Genomic DNA, 24,075 nt, shown 5'->3' with positions numbered 1-24,075 from the left:
ACTTCGGTATCCGGTCACCCGCCGAAAGGAGCGGAGCACAGTTGGTGGGCGAGCTTCACTTTGCGTTGGGCAACGAGTTCCCGCCCCGCCACCTGGGGCGCTTGTGCTGGAACCATGCTGGTGATCGCGCATCGGGGAGCGAGTGGCTACCGTCCGGAACACACGCCGCAGGCCTATCGGCTCGCTGCGGCCCTAGGCGCCGACTATCTGGAGCCTGACCTGGTCCCGACGCTCGACGGCGTGCTGGTGGTCCGGCACGAGAACGAGCTGTCCGGTACGACGGACGTCGCCGACCACGCGGTGTTCGCGGACCGGCGAATCACCAAGATCGTCGACGGGACGGCCGTGACCGGCTGGTTCGCCGAGGACTTCAACTACGCGGAACTCCGCATGCTGCGGGCCCGTGAGCGGATGCCCGCCCTGCGCGCCGCCAACACGGCGTACGACGGCCGCGAGGGGATCCAGACCTTCGACGAGGTCGTCGCGCTGGCGCGGCAGGAGTCGGCCCGGCTCGGCCGCCCGATCGGGGTCATCCCGGAGATCAAGCACCCGGCGTACTTCCGCCGCCTCGGCCTGCCGCTGGAGGAGCTGCTCGCGGAGCGCCTGGTCGCGCTCGGCCTGCACAAGGGCGAGGCGATGATCCAGTCGTTCGAGCCGACCAGCCTGCGCCGGCTGTCGGTGATGACGGACGTCCCGCTGGTCCAGCTGATCGACTCCGAGAACGCGCCCAACGACTTCCTCCGGGCCGGCGACACCCGCACCTTCGCGGATCTGATCGAGCCGGCCGGCCTGCGCGAGATCTCGACGTACGCGCAGGTCCTGGCGCCGCACAAGGACCTGGTCATCCCGCGGACGCCGAGTGGTGCTCTCGGCGAGCCGACCCGGCTGGTCGACCTCGCCCACCGCGCCGGCCTGTCGGTCCAGCTCTGGACCTTCCGTGCCGAGCGCCGCTTCCTCCCGACCGGCCTGGACCTGGCCGGCGAACTGGCCCGCTTCGCCGCTACCGGCGTGGACGGCGTCTTCTCAGACCACCCCGACATCGCCGTCGCGGCCGCAGCCAAGACCTCCCTGAAGGTCTAACGCAGCGCAGCCAAGACCTCCCTGAGGACTAGCGCAGCGCGGACCGCAGCTCCTTCAGAACGGTCCGTGCGGGTCCGGCCAGCTCCTTGTCGATGACCTGGCTCTCCTCGAGCTCCAGCTCTACGAGCGGGTCCTGCGCGGGCCTGGTCCGGATCAGCTTCGCGCGGAGATTTGTCGGCGGGTGAGTCGAGTCGCTGCGGGTCTCCCGCAGCCGGCTGACCCGGAGCCGCCGCTCGACCTCACGGGCCGGGATCTCGCTTACGGCCCCAGCAGCCGCCTCCAGCGGGTCGGCCTCCGAGTTGAAGCGCAGTGCCTGCTCCATGGCCCGGTACGAAGTCGAGCCGAGCTCGTACCGCTCCAAGGCGCCGGCGGCCGCGTCCGAGCCGGCGATCTCCGCAGAGCGCCGGTCAGCCAGGTACTCCTCGCGCTGCTGGGCTCTCAGGTCCGCTGTCGTCAGCACCCACTGCACGGCTCGGGCCAGCGAGCCGATCGTCGCGTCGAGGAAGCTGTTGACGGCGTTGTTGCTGTAACCGTGGAAGTAATAGGTCTGGACCTCCAGCCGGTACTCGTCGGACTCGTCGTTGCGCGACGTCATCTGAATCTCCTGCAGCGCATCCACCGCCGAGCCGACGACCCAGCGATGCAGGCCGTCACCGTTCTTGCCATGGCCGAGCTCGTGCGCCAGTACGGCGACCCGCTCCTGTGGCCCGAGCCCTGCCCACAGCGGCAGGCCGATCCTGATCACCGGCGTGAACCGCCACCCGACCTTGAGGAAGCCGATCCCCGGATACGGACTGAGCTCGATGAGCCCCACGCTCCTGGTACCGATCTTGGCGGCGATCTCGTCGACCAGGCCGAAGAGCCGGGGCGCCTGCTCCCGGTGCACCACATGGGTGTCGGGGCCGAGGCGATGGGCGCGGGGGCGGAGCAGGAAGGTGACCCCGAACGGGATGACGGACAGCAGCACGCCCATCCAGAGCGGCCGGTACGAGACAAGTGCGTAGACGCCACCGATCAGGCCGGCCAGGGGGAGGACCACCAGGATCACTGTCGACAGCAGATAGGTACCGACCCGTGCGACGGTCCAGCCCGGACGGCGGATCTCTCCGTGCTCCAGCTCCCGGAACAGCGTGTCCGCCAGCCGATGCTCGCGTCGCCGTCGCCTGGCGGAGACCTGATGGGTCGGGCCGGTCGGGTCCACATTCCAGTCGCACTGGTCACACCACGTCACGTACTGCGGATCAGTGGGGATCTCGTGGTCGCACTGGGGGCAGCGGCTGGTGCCCTGGTCGGTCTGCACTTGAGGAGTGTGGCAGGAGAAGCCAGTTACGGAGTGCTGTGAGCTCAACTGTTGCAGGAACTTGCAGCTCCGGACACTAGGTCAGTGCGGCGTCGGTCGGCACGGCAGCAAGTATGAGAGCGCCTGTGGCCTATCTGTTGGCGCTGTCACCTTGCTGCCGTGCGTCCGCCCGTCACGCCGCCGGCGGCTTGTCGTCGTAGATGCGAGCGGCGATGTCGGACTCGGGGGTGGACTGCTGCTGGGGCTGCTGGACCGACTGCCAGACGGCCTTGCCGTCTGCCTCGGGCATCACGATCCAGGCGATCACGTAGCCGATCAGCGCGGTGCCGCCGGTGATCAGGGTCAGGCCGACGATGGCCAGCCGGACCAGCGTGGCGTCGATGTTGAAGTACTCCGCCAGGCCACCGGACACACCGGAGAGCATCCGCTGGTTACGCGAGCGGCGAAGGGACTTACCGGACAGGTTCGAGAACGGTGCAGTGGAGTTCGTCATGTCCACTACTCTGCCGCCGCGAACCCCTTCCCCACATCGGGATCGGTACCGACCCGACCCTGGTCGCACCCCTGGTCCGGGTCAGCCGGGGCGGCCCCGGACCCCTGACTACTTTCGATATTTTCTGTCGGTGGCGGGTCGTACCGTCAGGGGATGGATGCTGAGGCGGTGACGAAGATGCTGCTCGCCTTGCCCGGGGTGGAGGAGCACGTGGGGTGGGCCGGGCAGCCTGCGTTCAAGGTGCGGAAGAAGGGCTTCGTCTACCTGTCGGCGGACGAGACCTCGGTGATGCTGAAGGCGCTGCGCGAGGAGCAGGAGGCGCTGGTGGCGGAGAGTCCGGAGATCTACACGGCCTCGTGGGCGTCCGGGCGGTTCGCCTGGCTGGAGGTCAAGCTGGCGATCGCGGACGAGGACGAGTTGGTGGAGCTGCTGACCGAGGCCTGGCGGCTGACCGCGCCGAAGATGCTGATCGCGCAGCACGAGCAACCGTCTGCTTGACCGGCGTGCGCTGTCAGGTCGCCCGGCGGTAGGCGCTCGGGGTGGTGCCCACCTCGCGGCGGAAGTGGGCGCGGAAGTTGGTGGCGCTGCCGAAGCCGGTGGCGGCGGCTATTCGCTCGACTGACCAGTCGGAGGTCTCCAGCAGTCGGCGGGCGCTCAGCACGCGCTGCAGGGCGACCCACTGCATCGGTGGCATGCCGGTCTCGGTGGTGAAGTGCCGGATGAACGTCCTGCGTGGAAGGTTCGAGTGCTCGGCCAGATCCCGCACAGTGAGCGGTTCGCCCAGGTGCTGCATTGCCCACTGGCGGGTGGCCGACAGGTCTGAGCGGGGCGGGGTCAGTACGTCGACGTACTGGCGCTGATCGCCGCTCCGGGCAGGTCCTGCCACCACGTGCTTGCCGGCCTCGTATGCGGCCGCGGCGCCGAAGTCGGAGGTGATCACGTGCAGGCAGGCGTCGATGGCAGCGCCGCCGCCGGCCGAGGTGAGGATCTTGCCGTCCTCGACGAACAGGCGGTTCTCCAGGACGTTGACGAGCGGGTGGTTCGCGCGCAGGCGGGCCACGTACTCCCAGTGGGTGGTCGCGTCCCGGCCGTCCAGTACGCCGGCTGCCGCCAGCGCGAGCGTCCCGGTGCAGATGCCGACCAGCCGGGCACCCCGGTCGGCAGCTGCCCGGAGCAGGTCCAGGTACTCAGCGGGCAGCGGGACCTCGGGGTCGTCGTACCCGGGTACGACGATGATGTCGGCGTCGGCCGCCGCGGCCAGCGGGTGCGTGGACATCGCCTCTCCGCAGACGAGCACGCGGTAACCGGCGTACCGGCCGAGGATGTGCAGCGGAATGCTCAGATCGAGCGCGATCAGGCGCGGTACGCCGAGGATCGCCACCGTCAGGCCTGGCATCATCCTTGCCCCCTTTGGCATCGTCGCTCCTGGTGACGTGCGGTACCCGAATCCTACGGTTGATTCAATATTCAGCTTTCGGATCGGGAGAGACATGACCGCGACACAGGTGGAGAGCTTCGGACTTCCGTGGGAGAGCAGCTACGGCTACGCGCAGGCTGTTCGGCACGGGGACACCATCTACCTCTCCGGGCAGCTGGGGCACCGCGGCGAGGACCTGCTGGCGCCGGCGCCGCTAGACGCGGCCGGTGAGGTGACGGACTTCTCGGGGATGGCCGAGCAGATGCGGCAGACCTACGTGAACGCTGCCGAGCTGCTGGGCCGCTTCGGCGCCGGACTGGAGAATGTAGTCGAGGAAGTGCTCTACGTGCTCGACATACCGTCGGCCTTCGAGGCGGCGGGGCCGGTGCGCAAGGCGGCATACGGGCGGGAAGACCCGCAGGTCGCCAGCACTCTGGTCGGGGTCACCCGGCTGGCGCTCCCCGGCCAGCTGATCGAGGTCAAGTTCATCGCCAAGGTCTAGAGCGTCTTGCTGACCAGCACCCATTGCGGCGACGTACGGCTGAGTTCTGTGAAGCCTGCCTCGAGGTAGACGGACAGTGGGCCGCGGTAGAGGTCAGCGGAGGGGACCCTGCCCGAGTAGGAGAGGTCCACCGCGCAGGCCTCCAGTACTGCGGCCCCCTGGGTGCGGGCGAAGTCGATTGCTCCCTGTAGGAGCTCCCCGGCCAACCCCTGACGGCGGTGACCGACCGGTACGACGAAGCAGGTGACCACCCAGGCGTCGGGGTCGCCGCCGCGCCAGTTGGGGGAGGCGATGACCCGGGGATAGGCCGAGCGGGGAGCGACGGCGCACCAGCCCACCGGCGTACCGTCGGCTGTCGCCAGGACGCCTGGTGGTCTGTCCGAGGCGACCTGAGCGCTGAGGGCGTCACGCTTGGCTGCGGGGGAGGTGTCGGACCAGTCCTTGCCGCGGAGGCGGAAGTACTGGCAGAAGCAGCGGGCGGGGTCGCCGCGCTCACCCATCACCGTGACGACGTCCGGCCAGCGGTCCGGGGTGGCCGGGAGGACCTCCAGAGTCATGCCGGCACCGTACTGCGGACGGGGACCTGGCTTGCACTCGCTTGGGTCGAGTGCTAATACTTGGTTAGCACTCGATGGGCGAGAGTGATAACGCTCCTGCCCGGACGGTGTGACCATAGACGGCCTCGATGAGGTGCCGGAGGCGTGGCGGGACGTGACCGCCGCACCGATGACACCGTCCGTCGCGGGCATCCGGCCGGCTGAACAAAAAACTCGACGCGGGAGGACTCGCGGAGAATGCCCAAGCTGATTTCTTTCAATGAAGAGGCGCGCCGTGGCCTCGAGCGGGGTATGAACACCCTCGCCGACGCCGTGAAGGTGACGCTCGGCCCCAAGGGCCGCAACGTCGTGCTGGAGAAGAAGTGGGGCGCCCCCACGATCACCAACGACGGTGTCTCCATCGCCAAGGAGATCGAGCTCGAGGACCCGTACGAGAAGATCGGGGCCGAGCTCGTCAAGGAAGTTGCCAAGAAGACGGATGACGTCGCAGGCGACGGCACCACCACGGCGACCGTGCTGGCCCAGGCGCTCGTGCGCGAGGGTCTGCGCAACGTCGCCGCGGGCGCCAACCCGATGGGCCTGAAGAAGGGCATCGAGAAGGCGGTCGACGCCATCAGCGAGCAGCTGCTGGCGCAGGCGAAGGACGTCGAGACCCGGGAGCAGATCGCTTCCACGGCCTCGATCTCCGCCGCCGACACCCAGGTCGGCCAGATCATCGCCGAGGCGATGGACAAGGTCGGCAAGGAAGGTGTCATCACCGTCGAGGAGAGCAACACCTTCGGTCTCGAGCTCGAGCTCACCGAGGGCATGCGCTTCGACAAGGGCTACATCTCGCCGTACTTCGTGACCGACACCGAGCGGATGGAAGCGGTCCTCGAAGACCCGTACATCCTCGTGGTGAACAGCAAGATCTCGAGCATCAAGGACCTGGTCCCGGTGCTGGAGAAGGTCATGCAGACCGGCAAGCCGCTGGCGATCATCGCCGAGGACCTCGAGGGTGAGGCGCTCGCGACCCTGGTCGTGAACAAGATCAAGGGCACCTTCAAGACCGTCGCCGTCAAGGCGCCGGGCTTCGGTGACCGCCGCAAGGCCATGCTGGTCGACATCGCCGTGCTGACCGGCGGTGAGGTCATCTCCGAGGAGGTCGGCCTCAAGCTCGACACCGTGGACCTGGAGCTGCTCGGCCAGGCCCGCAAGATCGTCGTCACCAAGGACGAGACGACCATCGTCGAGGGTTCCGGCGACGCCGACCAGATCTCCGGCCGGGTGAACCAGATCCGCGCCGAGATCGAGAAGTCGGACTCCGACTACGACCGCGAGAAGCTGCAGGAGCGCTTGGCCAAGCTGGCCGGCGGCGTTGCGGTCATCAAGGTCGGCGCGGCCACCGAGGTCGAGCTGAAGGAGCGCAAGCACCGCATCGAGGACGCCGTTCGCAACGCGAAGGCCGCCGTCGAAGAGGGCATCGTCGCCGGTGGCGGCGTGGCGCTGCTGCAGGCTTCGGTCGTCGCGTTCGAGAAGCTGGAGCTCGAGGGTGACGAGGCCACCGGTGCCGCGATCGTGCGGTCCGCGGTCGAGGCCCCGCTGAAGCAGATCGCCTTCAACGCCGGCCTCGAGGGCGGCGTCGTGGTGGAGAAGGTTCGCAACCTCGAGCCGGGCTGGGGCCTCAACGCCGCAACCGGTGAGTACGTGGACCTGATCGCCACCGGCATCATCGACCCGGCCAAGGTGACGCGCTCGGCGCTGCAGAACGCAGCGTCCATCGCGGCCCTGTTCCTCACCACCGAGGCCGTCATCGCCGACAAGCCGGAGAAGGCCTCGGCCGCTCCGGGCGGCGCGCCCGACATGGGCGGCATGGACTTCTGATCTCCTAGAAGTTCCTTCTGTACAAGAAACCTGGCTCCGGGCACTTCGCCCGGAGCCAGGTATTTTTTATGCGTCTCTTGCTGCTTTGAGCAGGCGGAGTTGGCCGATTTCGGCGGCGTTCTTCATCAGTTCGGTGTTGACCCAGGCGAACTGGTCGGCGGTGGAGCGGCGGGCTTCGGGGGGCCAGGGGAAGACGGCCGGCCGGGTGAGGTCGGTGATGTCTTCGAGGATGTGGGACCACTGGTCGCGCAGGGCTCGCATCCAGCCGAGGGTCTTGGCCAGGTCGCCCGGCCACAGCACCGCAGTACGGTCCGGTGGTACCGCGCCACGGGCGTGGGCGGCCGCGGTCGACCACCACCAGCCGATGTGCCAGGTGAGCCAGCCGATCGTCGGGACCGGGATCGGGTCGAGCGCGCTGTCGGACCAGTCCGCCCGCCAGTTACCGATGCTGTCCGGGCGGACTGTCCAGCAGAGTTTGGCCGGTTCCCAGAGCAGATCGTCGGGGGTCAGGCGCTCCAGGTGGTACTCGAACAGCGCCCAGGTGAGCTCGAACTGGTTGCGCAGTACGTTCTGGATGTCTGACGTCACCGGCCGATTCTCTCAGCCGTTCTCGTTCACCAGACAGAAGGACGCGTAGTGGTCGCCGGTGTAGTACACCGACACGGGCGTGGTGAGGGCGCCACCACCGATCAGCCGGCGGGCGCCGCGGGTGGAGGAGCCGGGCGTCTTCACGGTGTACTCGTGGTAGTAGCTGCTCGGCTTGGCGGGCAGGATCCCCTCGCGGTTCTGGAAGACGGTGCCGTCCTGGCTGTACGGGAACGGGCCGCCGGAGTGGATCAGGCGGAGGGTGGTCGCCGCCTCCGACGGGAGGGTGCTGAGGCCGCAGGAGGGGATCGCGGTGACGGCGGACGGTACGGCGTACCGGGTCTGGGTTGTTGTCGAGGCGGTCGCGGGGGTCGCGGTCAGGCCGATCGAGAAGACGGCGACGGCGGCTAGCGCGCTGAACTTGTGTGCGGTGGGCGTTCGCATGCCCTTCAGCTTTCCCGTGGCAAACGACGCCGGTACATCTCAACCATGAATAATCGGTGGACTATGACCTCGGGCGGGTTCTAGTGTCTGCGTGGCGAGAACGACCCCTCGAGTGGAAGGAGCGACCGATGAAAGCTCATGTTCCGGCGCGCCTGATCCGCTCGTCCAGCTCGCACTGAGCGGAATCGCGCGCCTCCTTTCTGGAGGACCTGTGAAGATCCGTACCACCGTCGAGTCCGACCTCGACACCATCCACACCCTGATCGCCGACCAGTCGCTCAACACGGTCACGCGGGAGCGGTGGGATTCCTACCTGCTCACCGGCGCCTACCGCCACGAGTGGTCCTGGGTCGCCGAGCAGGACGGCAAGATCATCGCCCTCGCCATCTGGTGGGGGATGGAGCAGTTCGCCCATCCGTTCAGCATCGACGGCCTGTACGCCGTACCGGGTGTCGACCGCGTTGCCGTCTGGAGCTCGTTGATCCGGCATGCGCTGGACACCTTCCCGACGGACGGGGAGGAGCCGGAGTACCACATCTTCCTGCCCAACGGCTGGCGTGATCAGCCTGCTGTGGTCGACGCGTTGGAGCCGCGACTGGCGGCGGCTGCGGCGGCTGGGTTGTCTCAGCTGACTGAGCGTTTGCGCTACGAGTGGACGCCGGCTGATGGATTGCCGGCCCGGTCGACCCGGTTGCGTTTCGAGCCGGCCGACGACGATGCCTTCCTCGACGTCTTCCGTCGTGTCATCGAAGGCAGCCTCGATGCGGCGACTGCGCGGGCGGTCGCGCGGGTCGGGGTCGAGGGCGCGGCGAAGGAAGACCTGGAGATCTACCAGTCGATGCCGGGGGAGTGCTCGTGGTGGCGCCTGGCCTATGACGCTTCTGGCTCGTTGGTCGGCTTCGCCCTTCCCTCTGCCAACAACGGCGGCCCGGTCGTCGGCTACCTCGGCGTACTGCCCGAACACCGAGGCCACCGCTACAGCGACGACCTCCTGGCCGAGATCACCCACCTCCTGGCCGAAACCGGCGCCGACCGCATCCGGGCGGACACCGACCTGACCAACACCCCCATGGCAGCCAGCTTCGAACGCCTTGGCTACCGCAACCACGCAGTACGAATGGTCGCCAGCTACCCCATCCGCTAACCGATTCCCCCACGCTCGGCTCCTTCGTCGCTCCCACGGCGCTGAGCTCCCACCCCGGGGCGCGGGCTGCTTCGCACGCCCGCTTGGTGATAGCGGGTTGTTGTGGAGCCGGGCTTGGGGGCGGGCTCCAATCGCATCTGCCTGGTCTGGTGTGTCCCCGTGGACGCGCGCGATGGTGGATGGCGTGCGTATTCAGGCCGTACGTCATCCACCGCTGGGGATTGCCTCGGACGAGACCTGCGGTACGCCCCTCAGCCTCCGACGTCGGTCTCCGGCCGACCTGATGGGTCGTTCCCGTCGGCTCGGCGTACCTCGGTGAGCCGACGTCGGGGGTGAGCCGCGCACTTCTGGTGGGTTTGAACACCATCCGGTGGGCTTGGACACCGTATTGCTTGTTCAAGGTCGCCATTTGGTGTTCAAGCCCACCAGGGGTGGGCGAAGGGTGCTGGGCGCCGGCGGGGATTTCGGCGGGTGCGAGGGGGAGACGGGGCGGGGTGGGAGGACTATGGTTCGCTGACATGTCAGGTTGTTGTGCTGATGCGTGATATTGCGCTGATTCTGCATGTGGTGGCTGGGCTGGTCGGGGTTGTGTTCGGGCCGCTGGCGGTCGTTGTCACGTTGCGGGTGCGGCGGCTGAACTGGGCCGGGGAGATTTTTCACTGGGCGGTGGCGTTGATCTGTCTGACGGCGCTGGTGATGGTGCCGTACGACTGGGCGCGGTTGTGGGTGTTCTGGCCGTTGTCGATCGCGGCGTACCTGTTCGTGTGGCTCGGTCAGCGGGCCGCGGAGTCGACGGGTGAGCTTTGGTATCGGGGTGTGCTTCGCGGGTACGGCGGTAGCTGGATCGCCTTGTGGACGGCGGTTCTGGTGGTCAATGTGGCTGGTCGTCCGTGGAGCTGGCCGTTGCCGATCGTCCTCGGTGGGGCGGGGATCGAGTGGTTCAGCGCAAGGGGCGGAAGAAGGTTCGCAGGTCAGCCGTGAGCAGGTCCGGTACCTCCATCGCGGCGAAGTGACCGCCGCGTTCGTACTCGACCCAGTGCTCGATCTTGCCGGCCGGATCGGTCAGGCTCTTGATCGCCGTCTCGTTCCCGAACACCGCCACCCCGGTCGGCGGCCCAGCGACCTCGCCGACGTCGGAGCCCCAGTCGCCGGAGTCGCCCCAGCCCTGCCCCGCGGCGTCGCCCGAGCCCCAGCTCTGGGTCGCCAGGGCCTTCCAGGCGGCCATTCCTTCATAGACGGCGTGCGCCGACGACGCGCCCGAGCCGGTGAACCAGTACAGGCTGACGTTGGTGAGCAATTGATCGCGGTCGACGGCCTCCTCGGGCAGCCTGTACGCCGGGTCCGTCCACTCCGCGAACTTCTCCACGATCCACGCCAGCTGCCCGATCGGCGAGTCGTTCAACGAGTACGCGAGCGTCTGCGGCCGCGTCATCTGCTGGACCAGATAGCCGAACCCCTCGTCCATCAACGCGTTGAACCGCTCGGCCCGCACCCGGTCGGCAGCACTCAACCCATCAAGCGCGATCGGATCGCCGAACGGCGTCGACGCAGAAATCCCGGCCAGGTGGATCCCGATCACATGCTCCGCATCCACCATCGGCAGCATCCCGGCCACCCCCGACCCAGCATCCGTGCCGTGCGCGGCGTACCGCTCGTAGCCGAGCCGGTTCATCAACGACGCCCACATCCGCGCCACCCCGAACAGGTTGAACCCACCCTCGCCAAGAGGGTTCGAGAACCCATACCCGGGCAGCGACGGTACGACGACATGAAACGCGTCCGCCGCGTCACCGCCATGCGCAACGGGGTCAGTCAGCGGCCCGATCAGCCGCTGGAACTCAACAGGTGACCCCGGCCACCCGTGCGTCAGGATCAGCGGCGTCGCGTCCGGCTCGGCCGAGCGCTGGTGGAAGAAGTGGATCCGCTGCCCGTCGATCTCGGTCACGAACTGCGGGATCTCGTTGAGCGCCGCTTCCTGCGCCCGCCAGTCGAAGCCGTTGGCCCAGTACTCCGCCAGCTCCTTCAGATACCCGGTCGGTACGCCGCGGCTCCAGTCGTCGACCCGAGGCGCCGCCGGCCAGCGCGCGCCCAGTAGCCGGGCCCGCAGGTCGTCGAGCTCACTGTGCGGAATCTCGATCCGGAAGGTCTGAATCTCGCTCTGTTCCGTCGTCATGAGACAACGGTATGAACAGTAGCGGCCAGCTTCTGGCCGCTACTGCGATCGTCTTTCAGGCCTGGCCGGCCTGCTCCTCCGGGGTCGACTTCCGTACTACGAGACGCGTCCAAGCACCCACGTAGACACGATCGTCGGCGTTCAGCTCCCGCCGTTGGCCAGGACTGATCGGGTCCTCGGGCAGCGGCCCGGACGACGGCCCGACGAAGGTGCCGTTGGAGGACTGCAGATCCTCAACCCACCAGCGTTGCCCGTCCGTGGTGAGCTGCGCCTGGCGCCGGCTGACCCCGGTGTCCTCGCCACAGTCGATCTCCGGAGTGATGCCGCGACTTTTGGAGGGGCGACCGACGAGGACGCTCTTCGCGGTGACCGGGATGACCACGGGCAGACCAGGGGACGGGCACGGGTCGTCACTCTGCTGGACCTCGTACCAGTCCGGGTCGACCCAGCGCTCCACCACCCAGTCGGCGACCTCCTGCGGCGCAGGAGGTACCGGGGGCGGCGTACCGAGGTCCAGTGCGGACGCCGGCCGGGGCATGGTGCCCGTGGTGAAGTCGTAGCCGCAGTTCTCGCAGAACAGCGCGTCCGGGGCGGCCGGCTCCGAGCAGTTCGGGCAGGCCTGCGTGGTGGGCCCAGGAGCCGCCACGGCGGGCGCCGGCACCGACGCAGCCGACGGTGTAGCGGCTGCCCCGATCGGCAGGCCGCAGACGTCGCAGTAGTCGGTGGAGACGGACGGGTGCCCGCTCGGACACGTCGCTGAGGTCATTTCTTCACCCGGGTGGTCTTGGTGGAGGCGGTGTCGAGTGCCATCTCGTCAGCCTTCTCGACGGTCCGCTTGAGCCGTACGGTGCCGTTGTCCTGGTCGTCGATGTCGACCACCTTGCGCAGCCGCGTGGTCGCTTCCTCGTTGCCGGTCTGCGCGGCGAGCTGCACTGCCCGGCCCAGCTTGGTAGTAGCCGTCGCCGTGTCGCCGGCGGCCTTCGCTGCAAGGCCTTCCTGGATCGCATCGGCCAGCTCGGTCTGCCCGGTGTAGTGGGCGACCTCTGGGCTGATCCGGGTGGTCAGAGCCTCGTCCTCGGACCACAGCGCCCGTACGAGCCCCTGTGCCACCACCTGGTCGCCCAGTGCCAGCTGCACCCGAGCAGCGAGCTGCTCCTGGCCGATGCCCTTGGCAGCGAGCCGGATGGCCACGTGGTAGTCGCGGGACTCATCGCCCCACGAGCCGGTCGGGTAGGACCCGGTCAGCGCGTTCACCTCGGTACGCCGGGACGTCAGGTCATCCACTGTCGGGGCAACCTGCCGTACGAACAGCACCTGCGCGCCCTGTGGAGCCCAGACCCGCATGTCGGCCTGCGCGACACCCTTGCTCATCGCGTTCTGGATGATCTTGGCGAACTCGGCGGCGAGCTGGTCCTGCGCCGGGATGATGTCGACCGTGCCGAGCAGGGCGGTCGCGATCCGGCGTACCTCGTCGACCTGCCAGGCGACGCCGACACCGCGGCAGTCGCACTGGAACTGGCCGGTGACGGACTGGATCGCCTGGGTCAGCGCCTCGGGCGTCTCGTGCTGGTTCTCGCCGTCGGTGAGCAGCAGCGCGTGCTTCTGGGTCAGCGACGGCACGGTCGCGAAGACCCGCGAGGCCAGCCGCAGCCAGGTGCCCATCGCGGTGCCGCCGTCGGCGTAGAAGCGGGCCACCGCGTCCTTGGCGGCCTGCCGGGTGAACTGGTCCATCTTCACCATCACCGGCTCGGGCGACGGCGGGAAGGCGAGCTGGGCCCGGTCGTTGCCGGAGATGACCGCGAACCAGACCCCGTCGAGGATCTGGTCGAGCGCGGTCTGCGCGGCGAAGGCGGCGGCCCGGACGCCCTCGGCGCCCATCGAGCCGGAGGTGTCGACGATGATGATCTCGCCTGCGTCGCCGCTGCCGCTCTGGCCGGCCGAGCCCGCGCCGCTGCAGGACACCGTGACGATCGCGTGCACATCGGTGCCGCCGTCGGGCAGGAACTCGTTCTGGTACACGGTGGCGGAGAACTCGGCCATCTCAGGCGTCCTTTCAATACGGCGACTAGCGGAGCAAGATCAAATACGAGCGAGTGCGACGGTGATGTTGTCCTGGCCGCCCTGGGCGTTGGCCCAGTCGACCAGTGCGGACGCCGTGGCCAATGGCTCGTTCGCATTGGCTGCAGCGGTCTGACGTACCAGGTCGGCGAGCGGTGCCGCCTCGGAGCAGTAGTTCCAGAGCCCGTCCGAGCAGACGACCAGCCAGCCCGGCCCGGCCACCTTCAGCGACGTAGTACGAGGTGTGTGGTCCGGAGCGTCCTTGCCGAGCCAGCGGGTGATCGCGTGCGCCTGCGGACCCGTCTCGGCCTCATGCCGCGGTACGCCGGTAGCGATCAACTCAGCAGCCCAGGAGTCGTCCACAGTCAACGCAACAGCCTCAGCGTTGTCCGGGAACCAGTACGCCCGGCTGTCACCCACCACCCCGGCCACCAGCAGGTCGCCCTCGAGCACAGTGGCCACGAACGTGCAGGAAGCCGGGTTAGGACTGTCCGGCGAGGTGTTCGCCAGTACTGCGTCGCTAGCGGCATCCGCTGCAGCCTTGAGCCGCGCGATGACCGCACTGTTCCGGGAGGACTCAGTTCCCATCCCCTGCGCATGACCAGCAGCCAGTACGTCACGCGCTGCGCGGGCAGCGGCCAGGCTGGCCACGTCGGAGTCGAGCGAGGAGCTCACCCCGTCGCAGACCACGAGCATGGCGCGGCTACCCGGCTCTGGGTCGGCAGCGATCGCCGCTGCGTCCTCATTGCGGCTGTGCCGGATCCCGCGGTCGCAGACGGCGGCCACCCAGGGAGCGGGCTGCTCGCTGAAGTGGTCGCGCGCCTTGGTCGCCTTGGTACCGCAGGTCTCGCAGTACCCGTCGGCGCCGATCGTGCCGCCGCAGGAGCGGCAAGGGCCGGGCAGCGCTTCCGCACCGCGCGCAGCACCCGGGTTGAGCTCGACCGTCGGCTCAGTGTCAGTGTCGATAGCCGGTGTGGCCGCAGCCGGGACGGCCGGAGTGAGCTCGGCCCCACACGCCTCGCAGAAGCGGTCGGCGTCGGAGATCGGTCCACCACAGCTGGGGCAGACCGTCTGGGTCGTACTCGTCATCGCAGCGTCCATCCTCGAACATCGTTGGCCAGGTCGACCAGGGCGACACGTTCCTGCCGGCTGTGCGCGTGGCCGGCGAGTTCACGGTAGGCCGCCTCGAGCCCGTCCCGCAGGTCCGGCTCGACCGCCTCCCGGCCGGCGATCTTCAGCCCCGGCTGTGGGCCGCTGCCGAGGACCTCCGCCAGCGCGGTCCGGAAGATGCTCGCGGTCAGGTTCGCCCGGTCGACCGGGTCGATCGTGACGCTCTCGATGTTGCTCATGGCCTCGGCCAGCGCAGACAGTCCACGCCCCGATCCTGCCAGGAGACCGGCTCGCGCCCGGCGAGCCCGCACATACGACCCGCTGGTCGGCGGTACCAGGTCGAGCGCAGCGACCGCGCCGTCGAGGTCACCCCGAGTCGATCGGATCGCTGACAGCCCGAAGGCCGAGGGGGCGATGTAGTTGGCGTCGGTACGGGCACAGGTGAGGTACAGGCCCTCGGCCACGTCGTACTCGCCGCTGGCCTCACAGGAGACAGCCAGTGCGAGCTTCGGCGCCAACTCACCCGGTACCTGGCCGTAGACCGCGTTGAACGCCGACTGGGCCGTAGCGGCGTCGTTGCGAGCCAGCGCGACGAGTCCGGACATCCAGACCGCACGCCACTCCCACGGGTCATCCGCGAGGAGGTCGGAGACCGCGGTGTCGACCATGTCGTACCGCGACGGGCCGATCTCCAGCGAGGTCTGCGCGATCTCCAGCAGGATCTGGGCAGAGGACTCGGGTGCATCGACCAGCAGATTGAGCCGCTGCTCCGGGTCGGGCACGCTCACGGTCTTCAGCCAGCCTGCCATCTTGTCGCTCTCGTCCCGTACCAGCGACGGCAACCGCCGCCACAGCTCCGCCTGGTCTCCCAGACCGGCAGCGAGGTCGCCCGGGCTGCCGAAGAGCAGTGACGAGGTGGAGTGCTGCGCAGCCTTCACACCCTGCTTGTCGGCCACCACCTCCCGCAGTACGCCGAGCAGCTGCACCCGGAACTCGTCAGCCGACACGAAGCGGTCGGCCGGGTCGGGCGCGCACGCCTTCACCAGCAGCCGGTAGACCGAGTCGTACTTCTGGAACAGCGGCACCTCCGCCACCGGGGGCAGCGTGGCGACGTACTTCGACTGGTAGCCGCGGAACTCGAAGGCGAGCACGCACAGCGTCCGGCCGAGCGTGTAGATGTCCGACGCCACCGACGGGCCGACCTCAGCCACCTCAGGGGCCTGGAAGCCGACCGTGCCGTAGATGGCCGAGTCCATGTCGTCGATCCGCCGCACGCCGCCCAGGTCGATCAGCTTGACCGCGTCGCCGACCTGGATGATGTTGTCCGGCTTGAAGTCGCAGTAGACCAGCTCGAGGTCGTGCAGGTAGGAGAAGGCCGGCATGATCTCCAGCATGTAGGCGATCGCCTGGTCGATCGGCAGCGCGTCGTACTGGCCGCGGTTGGCCTCCATCCGCTGCTTGAGCAGGGTCTTCAGCGAGGTGCCGCCGACGTACTCCATCACGATGTAGCCGGCGCCGTCGTGGGTGACGAAGTTGTAGATCTCGACGATCAGCGGGTGCTCGACCCGGGCCAGGAACTGCTGCTCGGCGATCGCGGCCGCGACGGCGTCCGGGTCCTCCGAGTTCAGCAGGCCCTTCAGCACCACCCAGCGGTTGGACACGTTCTGGTCCTGGGCCATGTAGATCCAGCCGAAGCCACCATGCGCCAGGCAGCCGCGAACCAGGTACTGGCCGCCGACCAGGTCGCCGTCCTTCAGCTTGGGCGAGAACGAGAACGGGCTGCGGCACTTCGGGCAGAAGCCGTCGGTACGGCCGGGCTGGTCGCCCCGCGAGCGGCCGACCGGGTTGCCGCAGTTGGGGCAGTTGCGGCGCTCCTCGGGGACCATCGGGTTCTTGAGGATCGCCTTGCTGGCGTCGATCGCGGGGATCGGCGGTACCTGGGTCAGGCCGGCGCCCAGTCGCGCTCCGCGCAGTCGCGTGGACGACGTACCGAGCTTGCGGGTGAGCTTGGAGCCGGCCGCTGTCGCCCGGGCCGAGCCCAGTGGGGTCGAGGCCAGGCGGTTGGACGCACGGGAGACCGTCGAGGCGGTACTGATCGGGTCCAGCGCCGCTGAGCTGGATCCAGCGGCAGGTGTGCCGCAGACGTCGCAGTACCCGTCCACTACCGTCCCGGAGCAACCAGGTTGCTGGCAGGCGCCAGTAGCCGTGGGTGCTCCGGAGATGCCCGGCCGTCCGGTGACAGCCGATACCGGCGGTAGACCCGAGGAGGAGGTACCTCCAGGGGTACCGCAGACATCGCAGTAGCCGTCCACGATCGTGCCGGTGCAGCCCGGCTCTTTGCAGGCGTTGGTCGTCATGTCGTCACTCCCAGATACGTCTGGTACGCCGCAACGAGCGCGCCGAGCCGAACCAGGTCAACTGGTTCCGCGTCGAGCACCTCACGGCCGCGTCGGTAGAGCTCTGCCAGGTCTTCGGTCGTTCCACTGCTCCGGGGGACGCTGCCGGCCTTCACCTGATACGCGTCCAGCCGCCCGGCCAACTCATCCTTGCGCTCCAGTGCGGAGCCGTACGCCGTCTGCGCCTGCCCCAGTGCACGCCGTACTGCGTCCAGCCGGGTCAGGTACTTCTCCAACTCGGCCGGTGTGTTCGGCACCGGCCCCAACGCGGTGACATCGGGTACTGCGAGCCGTGGCGCTGGTGTGACCGCGGCGACGCAGCGATCGGCCAGCGTCCGTACAGCCTGCCCCTGCGCTTCGAGCTCGGTCCGTACCGCGCGAGCCCGGGCCACGTCGGCCGCGCGCTCGCGCCGGGTCGCAGCCCCGACGATGAGGTCCCGCTCGGCATGCGCGGCGTCGATCTCCAGCGGGCCGATCAGCCCGCCGATGTCCGCGCCACGCTTGGCCCGCTCGGTCAGATCGGTGGTACGCCGGTCGAGATCGTGGTGCGTCGCGATCGCCGCGTTGCGGGTCGCTGCGGGCTCGATCGCGACCAGGTCGTTGATCCGCTCGACTCCCGCGCGCAGCTGGCGCAGGCGTGCGGCCAGGTCGGCGTCGCCGGGTTCGAGCGCGAGCTTGGCCCGCAGCGTCGACGCCAGCGCGTCCGACAAAGTGCATGCCTCAGGCAACGAAACCGCGAGCGAGCCGGCCGCGCCGCCGGTGTCCAGGCCGCCCCAGATCAGGGTCGAGATCCGTTCGGTCTCGGTGGTCCCGACCCGGCCGGAGTCCCAGGTGACCAGGATCAGCTCGTACCGGTCCGAGACCGCCTTCCAGACCGCCATCGACAACACGATGTCGCCACTCAACGCGTCGGCGTCAGCCGAGTTCAGCGCCGCCTGGTCGAGCTCGTCCAGCTCCGCCCGCCGCCGATCCCGCCAACTACCCAAGGCGTCCAGAAACGCCAGCAGCTCCTTGGCAGGAATGCTGCTGCCGATCCGCCCCGGAGGAGACGGCGCCGTCGCCGTCGGCGTACCAACTGTCATTACGGCGCGACTCTCCCGTAGACAGCCACCGGCGGCGTCGCCTTACCAAGCGCAGGCTCAAGCCACCGCTTGTACGACACCTGCCACGCCGTGTTACCGGCCGGCTCCGTCTTCATCTTTTCCAGTACGCCGTTGACGAACCTGACGAAGTCGACCTGGTCCTTGTTGATCCCGAGGCCGTACGGCTCGTCGCTGATCTTGGCGGCGGTGGTCACCCGGGCGTACGGATCCTGAGCGGCGTCGCCGGCCAGCACGGTGTCGTCACCGGAGATGCCGACGACCTTGCCCTGCTGGAAGAGCGCCAGGCAGCCCGTGTCGGTGTCCGCGGTGACCGGGATGATCTTGGGATTCGCCTTCACCATGTTGTCGAAGCTGGTCGAACCGGCCGGTGTGCAGATCTTCTGGCCGCTCAGTTGCGACAGGTTCTCGACCTTCAGATCGCGCTGGACGAGCAACTTCTGGCCCGAGTGGTAGTACTCGGCGGAGAAGGCGATCTCCTTCCAGCGGGCGCAGTTGATGGTCATGTTGCGCGCCACGATGTCGACCGTCTTGTTCTTCAGTGACGGGATCCGTTGCGGGCTGGAGATCACCCGGTACTCGACGTGTCCCTTGGCCTCGCCGAAGATCGCGGCCGCGACGGCGTTGATCATGTCGATGTCGAAGCCCTCGATCACGCCGGTGATCGGGTTGCGCGACCCCAGGTTGAGACTGTCGGCCGAGACTCCGGCGATCAGCCGGTTACGCTCCTTGATCTTGGCCATCGTCGAGCCGGCCGGCATCTCCCCACCAGGGGCCGGCAGCGGTTCGACCGGCGCGTAGGACTGCAGTGCGTTGGTGCAGTCCTGGGCAGCGGGAGTGGCCGGCTTGGCCGGGGTCGGTGCCGGTTTGGTCGGGACCGGGGTTGCGTCGTAGGAGCTGGAGCCACAGGCGGTGGCGGCGAAGAGGAGGGCGATGGTGCCGGCGATCAGACGGGTCTTGTTCATCGGTACTCCTCCAGTCGCTGGGAGAATCCCCAGGCGGCGAGCAGGGCGGCGGCGATGCCGATCGGCAGGCCCAGCCAGCCGATCGGCGGCAGCCCGTCGCGGGCGTCGGTCAGCTCGGCGCGGGTCTGGTCGCTGAAGTCGGCCAGCTTGCCGGCCGACTGGTCGTCGAAGGTCTTGAACGTCGCGTTGGACGTCCCGTTGGCGGACCCGATCGCCCGGTCGACCGCCTTGTCCCAGTCGCCGCGGTCGTCGAACCCGCGGATCTCGACGTGCACCTCGCGGTAGTTGTCCCAGGCCGAGCCAAGGCCGGGCGCGACGTTGCTGACGTCCCTGAGCCGGTCGCTGGTGTTGTTCGCCGACGCCTTCCAGCCTTCTTCGAACGTGCCACCCGAACCACGCGCGATCAGGGTCAGGCTCTCGTTCGACTTCGCGTCGTACGCCGAGATCCGGGCCTGGGAGAGGGCGAGCGTGTCGGCGTACGCGTTCTTCCTGGTGTCCTTGGCCGAGCTGGATGCGCCGGCAAGTGAGGCGCCGCCGACGACCATGGTGAGCAGGACCAGCGCGGCGGCTGCTGCGACCGGCAGGTTCAGGTAGCGGTGGGTGCGCTTGGCCAGCCACCACAGGGCGAAGCCCAGTACGGCCAAGGCGACCAGGCCGCCGAGAATCAACCAGATGTTGCCCTTGCTGACGCCGTCGAACTCGGTGTCCACCCGGGCCTGGTTGGCGTCGACCAGCGCGTTCAGCAGCGGCAGGGAGTCGTCCTGCAGGGTTGCGCTGGCGTCCTTCAGGTACTGGGAACCCAGGGGCAGGCCCTGGCGGTTGTTGGCTCGCGCCTGCTCGATCAGGCCTTGGTACGTGAGCAGCGTGACGTTGAGCTCGCCCAGTGCCTTCTGGTCGGCGGGCTGCGCGGTAGCGGCCTCGGAGATCAGCTTGGCGGCGGTTGTCATCGCGTCGGTGAAGTGCTGGCGCTGGGCGGGCGGCTCGAGGCCGCCGACCAGGAAGGAGTTGGTGGCGTCCGCGTTGGCGCTGACCAGGTTGGTGTGGATCGCCTGGATCCGGACCAGCTGGGCAGTGTTCGCCTCTGCCCGGCTGAGCGCTCCGTCGGACTGGTTGAAGCCCTGTGCCGCGGTCAAGCCGAAGACGACGCTGAACACCGCGGCGACGATGAGCATCGCGCGCATCCGTCCGGGCGTGCCCTCGAAGAGCTGGGCGACCCGGCCGCTCTGACGCTGCTGGGCCGGCGGCGGCGTCGGCAGGCCCGGCGTCGCGGCCTGCGGGACCACCGGCGACCTGGTCGCGGGTGGCGCACTGGCTGTCTGTGTCACGCCGTCTCTCCTTGCTCGTCCTCAGGCTCATCCGGTACTACGGGCTGCTCCGGTACTGCATCGTCCAGCTCTGCCGCGACGGCCGGCTTGTCCGGTACTGCGGTCTCTGGCTCTTCGTCGGTCAGGTCTTCGGCGAGGATCTGACGCAATTGCTCGGTGGTCGGTGCCGTCACGTCGCGCAGCCGCCAGGCGTGCCGGCCGATCGCGGCCTCCAGCATGTTGCGCGCGAACCGGCCGTTGCCGAACGAGCGGTCCCGCCGGGTCGACGCGAGGATGACCTTGAACTCGTCCAGCGCGTTCGGCGTCAGCTCGTAGTCGGCGCCCTCGGCCAGGCCGGTGAGGATGTCGGTCAGCTCGTCGTCGGTGTAGTCCTCGAACGCGATCGTGGTCCGGAACCGGCTGGCCAGCCCTGGGTTCGCCGCGATGAAGTCCTCCATCGGCTCGGGATAGCCGGCGACGATGACGACCAGGTCGTCCCGCCGGTCCTCCATCTCCTTGACCAGCGTGTCCACAGCCTCACGCCCGTACTGGTCAGCCCCCAACTCACCCGCCGTCAAGCTGTAAGCCTCGTCGATGAACAAGACCCCACCCGCCGCCGACGCAACCACCTCGGCGGTCTTGGTAGCCGTCTGCCCCAAATACCCAGCCACCAACTCGGACCGGTCCACCTCGACCAACTGCCCCTTCGAGAGCAGCCCCAGCGCTTTGTAGATCCCGCTCACGAGTCGGGCCACTGTCGTCTTACCCGTGCCCGGATTACCCGTGAAGACCAGGTGCCGGGTGATCGTCGGACTCTTGAGCCCTGCCTCGACCCGCAACTTCTCCACCCGGAGCACAGCAACCTGCCGATGCACTTCCCGCTTGACCTTCGCCAACCCAGTCAGCTCATCCAGCTCAGCCAGCAACTCCTCAACCGACCGCTCCGGCACAGCCGGCTCCGCCTCCACGGCGGGCTGCGTCGCGCTGGCCACGGCGCCGATGCCTGTCCCCGCGCCCGGCCCCGCGGGGCCACGCCCGCTTCCAGCGCCTTCAGCGCTGTCGCTCCCGGGTGCATTCGCGCCGAGCAGTCCTGGCGTTCCACCCAGCAGCCCGGGAACTCCGCCTACTTCCAGGCGCCTTGCGCCCGCTGCTTGTAGCTGCGCAGCAGCTGCTACCGAGGCGTTGCCGATGACTCGCATGGTCGGTTCGCCTAGCGAGCAGGCTGCTGAGGCAATCTCGGCCAGGGCTACTGCGTAGGGGACCTTCTCGGCGGAGCCCTGGGCAACGAGGTCGGTCAGCACCGCGGTGGGTGCGCCGCGCCAGCGGCGGCCGCGGACTGCTGCGTCGAAGAAGTCCTGGGTGCCGAAGCCCGGGGTTACAGCGGCCCAGTCGGCGGGAGCGCCTGGGGCTGACTCGGCCAGGGCAGCGGCCAGGGAGAGGGCCTCGGCACGGGCGACCGACTCGTCAACCCCTGCGCGCACAGCGACAGCAAGCAGGCCGGCTAGTGCGTCCTGCAGCGAAGTACCCCCCGCGCCGCTCATGCGCCTCCTCGTCCAGGTGGTGGTTGCAGTGGGCCGGACCCGGTGTCCGGTGGTGGTGTCGACTCCGTCGGGCCGAGGGCGAGACTGCCACCCGTCGACCCGGTACCGAACTTCTCCTGCAGGAACCGGCCATGGGCGATCAGCGCCGCCGCGTCCGCCCGGTTCACCGCGTCGAAGACCTTGTCCATCGTCGACCCCAACAGGTCCAGCTGGTCGATCAGGATCATCAGGGACGTCTTGCCGCGATCCACCGGCCGGCTGTCCGCCCACTGGCGTGGCAGCCGCAGGTAGCCCCCGATGGCCTCCGGCAGGTAGTCCGTCGCGGTCGCCATCACGGAGTACGCCTGCGCACTGCCGCCGAGGTTGCCCAGTCGCGGGATGGTCTCCCGCACGATGCGGACCACCCGGTTCACCCGAGACGCCACCACGGCCGGTACCGCGCCATCCGCGACCAGCTGCTCGACCCTGACGAGCGACTGCAACAGGTCGTCGTTGGTCGGCGCGCGGGGGATCGGGGCAGGCTCGGGCTCCGCCTTGCGGCCGGTCAGCCGCGCAAAGAAGTCACCCAGCGCCATGCAGTCAGTCCCCGCTTCTGTGGTCAACAGAGCCGGACCGGGCCTCACCTGCGCCCGGCCGGCTGCTTCCGGCGTACCTGCTGTGTACTTGTGCTCAGCGGCCGAGGTCGAGCGTGCCCGAGACGACCCGCTGGTCCTGCTTGGCGACCCGGTCCAGGTAGCTGCGGGACTTGGTCACCTCGTTCTCCAGGGTGCCGATGGTCGCCGCCATGTTGTCCAGTGCCTCCGACTTGAAGGTGTCGATCGCGTCCATCGTGGCGTAGATGTTCGCGAACGCCGCCTGCAGCTGCGGCAGTCCGATGGTCGCCGACGCCGCCTGCTGCTGGATCGCGACCGAGTTGTCCCGCAGCATCTGCGAGGTGCGCTCGATCATGCCGCTGGTGGTTGTGTTCAGCGCGGTGATCTGGTCCAGCACCAGCTTCTGGTTGCCCAGTGCCTGCGCCACGATGACCGCGGTCCGCAGCGCCGAGACGGTCGTCGTGGACGCCCGGTCGACACCCTTGATCAGCTCGATGTTGTTCTTGATCACGATGTCGATGGCCAGGTAGTTCTGGATCGACACGGCCAGCTGGACGAGCAGGTCCTGGTGCTTCTGACGGACGTAGAACAAGACGTCCTCGCGCAGCGCCTTGGCCTTGTCCGGGTCGGTCGCCTCCAGCTCGGCGATGGTCGCCGACAGTCGCGCGTCGAGCCGCTCGGCGACGTACACGTACTGGTTCAGCCGGCCCATCGCGTCCCAGAGCTGCTGCTTCTCCAGGTTCAGCGCCGCGTTGTCCTTGCCGAGCTCGTCCTGGCCGTTGCGCAGCGAGTGCAGGATGCCCTCGAGGTGGCTCTGGGCGCTCTGGTACTTGCGGAAGTAGTCCTCGATCTTGTCCCCGAACGGGATCATCCCGAGCAGCTTCTTCGGGCCGGTGGCTTCCTTCGGGTCCAGGTTCTCGACCGTACGCCGAAGCTCCAGCAGCGTCTTGCCGACCGTCGAGCCCTCGGACAGGCCGCCACTGGTCAGCGCCTTGACCGGCGACTGCAGGAGCCGGTTCGAGCTCTCCGCGGCGTGCCGGATGTCGACGTCTCCCATGCTGCGGACGTCGCCGGCCTTCTGGGCGAACTCCGGCGAGCGCGGCGCGGCCGTCATCAGCGAGGTCAGGAACGAGTCGACCTTCGAGTCCAGGCCGGGCAGCGCGGCGGGGTCGACCGCCGGGGCCAGGCTGGGCGCTGCGGTGGCAGCTACTGGCTGTGTCGGTGCCGGCGCGGTTAGTATCAGGCCAGGCGCGGTCGCGGTGGGCGGCTGCAGTGGCGACATAGCCGGTGCAGCGGCAGCTTGCTGTGCCGCCGCCGGTGCTGCTGCGGCGCCTGGTGTGTTGTCAGCTTCGGTCATCGTCGTTCCCCTCGGTGGCCTACCGCGAGCCTCGGGCCCGCGTCCCCTGTCACACACTCCGTGACGCGCACACAATCTACGCGGTTCCCGGTC

General features: G+C 68.6%; 23 protein-coding genes. 6 read left to right on the top strand and 17 right to left on the bottom strand.

What is annotated here, in order from left to right; translation table 11 throughout:
* The first annotated feature begins 114 nt into the window (after window positions 1-114).
* Window positions 115-1,080 carry a glycerophosphodiester phosphodiesterase gene (locus ABD768_RS10490; protein WP_343979999.1) on the top strand — a complete coding sequence of 322 codons (966 nt, stop codon included), beginning with the start codon at window positions 115-117 and terminating at the stop codon, window positions 1,078-1,080.
* A gap of 28 nt (window positions 1,081-1,108) precedes the next feature.
* On the opposite strand, the gene ABD768_RS10485 is transcribed toward ABD768_RS10490, so the two are convergent.
* Both ABD768_RS10485 and ABD768_RS10480 read right to left on the bottom strand, forming a co-directional pair.
* On the bottom strand, window positions 1,109-2,380 hold the full coding sequence (locus tag ABD768_RS10485; protein WP_344839819.1) for a M48 family metalloprotease: 1,272 nt from the start codon (window positions 2,378-2,380) through the stop codon (window positions 1,109-1,111).
* 172 nt (window positions 2,381-2,552) lie between these two features.
* Entirely contained in the window at window positions 2,553-2,873 is a 321-nt protein-coding gene (locus ABD768_RS10480; RefSeq protein ID WP_343979993.1) for a PspC domain-containing protein, read from the bottom strand.
* A gap of 153 nt (window positions 2,874-3,026) precedes the next feature.
* Here ABD768_RS10480 and ABD768_RS10475 point away from each other — a divergent pair, with 153 nt between their 5' ends.
* Window positions 3,027-3,371, top strand: coding sequence for an MmcQ/YjbR family DNA-binding protein (locus ABD768_RS10475; protein WP_343979990.1), 345 nt, complete (start codon window positions 3,027-3,029; stop codon window positions 3,369-3,371).
* 13 nt (window positions 3,372-3,384) lie between these two features.
* Here the strand turns inward: ABD768_RS10475 and ABD768_RS10470 are convergent, their stop codons facing one another.
* Window positions 3,385-4,272: a GlxA family transcriptional regulator gene (locus ABD768_RS10470; protein ID WP_344839816.1), complete on the bottom strand. Its 888-nt coding sequence runs from the start codon at window positions 4,270-4,272 to the stop codon at window positions 3,385-3,387.
* A gap of 91 nt (window positions 4,273-4,363) precedes the next feature.
* Between ABD768_RS10470 and ABD768_RS10465 the strand changes: the two genes are divergently transcribed.
* On the top strand, window positions 4,364-4,792 hold the full coding sequence (locus tag ABD768_RS10465; protein ID WP_343979984.1) for a RidA family protein: 429 nt from the start codon (window positions 4,364-4,366) through the stop codon (window positions 4,790-4,792).
* On the opposite strand, the gene ABD768_RS10460 is transcribed toward ABD768_RS10465, so the two are convergent.
* Window positions 4,789-5,349, bottom strand: coding sequence for a GNAT family N-acetyltransferase (locus ABD768_RS10460; RefSeq protein WP_344839812.1), 561 nt, complete (start codon window positions 5,347-5,349; stop codon window positions 4,789-4,791). The genes ABD768_RS10465 and ABD768_RS10460 overlap by 4 nt on opposite strands.
* Before the next feature lie 237 nt (window positions 5,350-5,586).
* Between ABD768_RS10460 and groL the strand changes: the two genes are divergently transcribed.
* Entirely contained in the window at window positions 5,587-7,212 is a 1,626-nt protein-coding gene (gene groL, locus ABD768_RS10455) for a chaperonin GroEL (RefSeq protein ID WP_343979978.1), read from the top strand.
* 66 nt (window positions 7,213-7,278) lie between these two features.
* Here groL and ABD768_RS10450 read toward each other — a convergent pair whose 3' ends face one another.
* Both ABD768_RS10450 and ABD768_RS10445 read right to left on the bottom strand, forming a co-directional pair.
* Window positions 7,279-7,800: a DinB family protein gene (locus tag ABD768_RS10450; RefSeq protein ID WP_344839808.1), complete on the bottom strand. Its 522-nt coding sequence runs from the start codon at window positions 7,798-7,800 to the stop codon at window positions 7,279-7,281.
* A gap of 12 nt (window positions 7,801-7,812) precedes the next feature.
* A complete protein-coding gene (locus ABD768_RS10445; protein ID WP_344839806.1) occupies window positions 7,813-8,241 on the bottom strand; it encodes a guanyl-specific ribonuclease in 429 nt (142 codons plus the stop codon).
* Window positions 8,242-8,452: 211 nt separating this feature from the next.
* Here ABD768_RS10445 and ABD768_RS10440 point away from each other — a divergent pair, with 211 nt between their 5' ends.
* Window positions 8,453-9,385 carry a GNAT family N-acetyltransferase gene (locus ABD768_RS10440; protein ID WP_344839803.1) on the top strand — a complete coding sequence of 311 codons (933 nt, stop codon included), beginning with the start codon at window positions 8,453-8,455 and terminating at the stop codon, window positions 9,383-9,385.
* A gap of 537 nt (window positions 9,386-9,922) precedes the next feature.
* On the top strand, window positions 9,923-10,366 hold the full coding sequence (locus tag ABD768_RS10435; protein ID WP_344839801.1) for a hypothetical protein: 444 nt from the start codon (window positions 9,923-9,925) through the stop codon (window positions 10,364-10,366).
* Here ABD768_RS10435 and ABD768_RS10430 read toward each other — a convergent pair.
* The 11 genes from ABD768_RS10430 to ABD768_RS10380 form a co-directional block, all read right to left on the bottom strand.
* The gene (locus tag ABD768_RS10430; RefSeq protein ID WP_344839799.1) at window positions 10,326-11,558 is read right to left on the bottom strand and encodes an epoxide hydrolase family protein; all 1,233 of its coding nucleotides are present in this window, start codon (window positions 11,556-11,558) and stop codon (window positions 10,326-10,328) included. The two genes, ABD768_RS10435 and ABD768_RS10430, sit on opposite strands and share 41 nt — an antisense overlap.
* A 55-nt stretch (window positions 11,559-11,613) precedes the next feature.
* Window positions 11,614-12,324, bottom strand: a complete 711-nt coding sequence (locus ABD768_RS10425; RefSeq protein ID WP_344839796.1) for an FHA domain-containing protein — start codon at window positions 12,322-12,324, stop codon at window positions 11,614-11,616.
* Window positions 12,321-13,598, bottom strand: a complete 1,278-nt coding sequence (locus tag ABD768_RS10420; RefSeq protein ID WP_344839794.1) for a vWA domain-containing protein — start codon at window positions 13,596-13,598, stop codon at window positions 12,321-12,323. The genes ABD768_RS10425 and ABD768_RS10420 overlap by 4 nt, the downstream gene beginning before the upstream one ends.
* A 39-nt stretch (window positions 13,599-13,637) precedes the next feature.
* Entirely contained in the window at window positions 13,638-14,705 is a 1,068-nt protein-coding gene (locus ABD768_RS10415; RefSeq protein ID WP_344839791.1) for a protein phosphatase 2C domain-containing protein, read from the bottom strand.
* On the bottom strand, window positions 14,702-17,083 hold the full coding sequence (locus ABD768_RS10410; RefSeq protein ID WP_344839789.1) for a serine/threonine-protein kinase: 2,382 nt from the start codon (window positions 17,081-17,083) through the stop codon (window positions 14,702-14,704). Before ABD768_RS10410 ends, ABD768_RS10415 begins: the two co-directional genes overlap by 4 nt.
* Window positions 17,080-18,204, bottom strand: a complete 1,125-nt coding sequence (locus ABD768_RS10405) for a hypothetical protein (protein WP_344839787.1) — start codon at window positions 18,202-18,204, stop codon at window positions 17,080-17,082. The genes ABD768_RS10410 and ABD768_RS10405 overlap by 4 nt, the downstream gene beginning before the upstream one ends.
* Entirely contained in the window at window positions 18,204-19,187 is a 984-nt protein-coding gene (locus tag ABD768_RS10400) for a glutamate ABC transporter substrate-binding protein (protein WP_344839785.1), read from the bottom strand. The genes ABD768_RS10405 and ABD768_RS10400 overlap by 1 nt, the downstream gene beginning before the upstream one ends.
* On the bottom strand, window positions 19,184-20,512 hold the full coding sequence (locus tag ABD768_RS10395; RefSeq protein WP_343979940.1) for a hypothetical protein: 1,329 nt from the start codon (window positions 20,510-20,512) through the stop codon (window positions 19,184-19,186). The genes ABD768_RS10400 and ABD768_RS10395 overlap by 4 nt, the downstream gene beginning before the upstream one ends.
* Window positions 20,509-22,032, bottom strand: a complete 1,524-nt coding sequence (locus ABD768_RS10390; protein WP_344839781.1) for an AAA family ATPase — start codon at window positions 22,030-22,032, stop codon at window positions 20,509-20,511. The genes ABD768_RS10395 and ABD768_RS10390 overlap by 4 nt, the downstream gene beginning before the upstream one ends.
* The gene (locus ABD768_RS10385; protein WP_343979934.1) at window positions 22,029-22,607 is read right to left on the bottom strand and encodes a hypothetical protein; all 579 of its coding nucleotides are present in this window, start codon (window positions 22,605-22,607) and stop codon (window positions 22,029-22,031) included. Before ABD768_RS10385 ends, ABD768_RS10390 begins: the two co-directional genes overlap by 4 nt.
* Before the next feature lie 94 nt (window positions 22,608-22,701).
* On the bottom strand, window positions 22,702-23,982 hold the full coding sequence (locus tag ABD768_RS10380; RefSeq protein WP_343979932.1) for a toxic anion resistance protein: 1,281 nt from the start codon (window positions 23,980-23,982) through the stop codon (window positions 22,702-22,704).
* Window positions 23,983-24,075 lie beyond the last annotated feature (93 nt).

The sequence above is a fragment of the Kribbella ginsengisoli genome, from assembly GCF_039537185.1.
GTDB classification, from domain to species: Bacteria; Actinomycetota; Actinomycetes; order Propionibacteriales; family Kribbellaceae; genus Kribbella; species Kribbella koreensis.
The sequence above is the reverse complement of the archived record's forward strand: the minus strand, read 5'-3'. Positions and strand labels throughout refer to the sequence as shown.

Bases quoted from the DNA above. Each gene is read 5' to 3' on its own strand.
- ABD768_RS10490 (WP_343979999.1), top strand. From the start codon at position 115: ATGCTGGTGATCGCGCATCGGGGAGCGAGTGGCTACCGTCCGGAACAC.
- ABD768_RS10480 (WP_343979993.1), bottom strand. From the start codon at position 2,873: ATGACGAACTCCACTGCACCGTTCTCGAACCTGTCCGGTAAGTCCCTT.
- ABD768_RS10475 (WP_343979990.1), top strand. From the start codon at position 3,027: ATGGATGCTGAGGCGGTGACGAAGATGCTGCTCGCCTTGCCCGGGGTG.
- ABD768_RS10470 (WP_344839816.1), bottom strand. From the start codon at position 4,272: ATGATGCCAGGCCTGACGGTGGCGATCCTCGGCGTACCGCGCCTGATC.
- ABD768_RS10465 (WP_343979984.1), top strand. From the start codon at position 4,364: ATGACCGCGACACAGGTGGAGAGCTTCGGACTTCCGTGGGAGAGCAGC.
- ABD768_RS10460 (WP_344839812.1), bottom strand. From the start codon at position 5,349: ATGACTCTGGAGGTCCTCCCGGCCACCCCGGACCGCTGGCCGGACGTC.
- groL (WP_343979978.1), top strand. From the start codon at position 5,587: ATGCCCAAGCTGATTTCTTTCAATGAAGAGGCGCGCCGTGGCCTCGAG.
- ABD768_RS10445 (WP_344839806.1), bottom strand. From the start codon at position 8,241: ATGCGAACGCCCACCGCACACAAGTTCAGCGCGCTAGCCGCCGTCGCC.
- ABD768_RS10435 (WP_344839801.1), top strand. From the start codon at position 9,923: ATGCGTGATATTGCGCTGATTCTGCATGTGGTGGCTGGGCTGGTCGGG.
- ABD768_RS10430 (WP_344839799.1), bottom strand. From the start codon at position 11,558: ATGACGACGGAACAGAGCGAGATTCAGACCTTCCGGATCGAGATTCCG.
- ABD768_RS10425 (WP_344839796.1), bottom strand. From the start codon at position 12,324: ATGACCTCAGCGACGTGTCCGAGCGGGCACCCGTCCGTCTCCACCGAC.
- ABD768_RS10420 (WP_344839794.1), bottom strand. From the start codon at position 13,598: ATGGCCGAGTTCTCCGCCACCGTGTACCAGAACGAGTTCCTGCCCGAC.
- ABD768_RS10415 (WP_344839791.1), bottom strand. From the start codon at position 14,705: ATGACGAGTACGACCCAGACGGTCTGCCCCAGCTGTGGTGGACCGATC.
- ABD768_RS10410 (WP_344839789.1), bottom strand. From the start codon at position 17,083: ATGACGACCAACGCCTGCAAAGAGCCGGGCTGCACCGGCACGATCGTG.
- ABD768_RS10405 (WP_344839787.1), bottom strand. From the start codon at position 18,204: ATGACAGTTGGTACGCCGACGGCGACGGCGCCGTCTCCTCCGGGGCGG.
- ABD768_RS10400 (WP_344839785.1), bottom strand. From the start codon at position 19,187: ATGAACAAGACCCGTCTGATCGCCGGCACCATCGCCCTCCTCTTCGCC.
- ABD768_RS10390 (WP_344839781.1), bottom strand. From the start codon at position 22,032: ATGAGCGGCGCGGGGGGTACTTCGCTGCAGGACGCACTAGCCGGCCTG.
- ABD768_RS10385 (WP_343979934.1), bottom strand. From the start codon at position 22,607: ATGGCGCTGGGTGACTTCTTTGCGCGGCTGACCGGCCGCAAGGCGGAG.
- ABD768_RS10380 (WP_343979932.1), bottom strand. From the start codon at position 23,982: ATGACCGAAGCTGACAACACACCAGGCGCCGCAGCAGCACCGGCGGCG.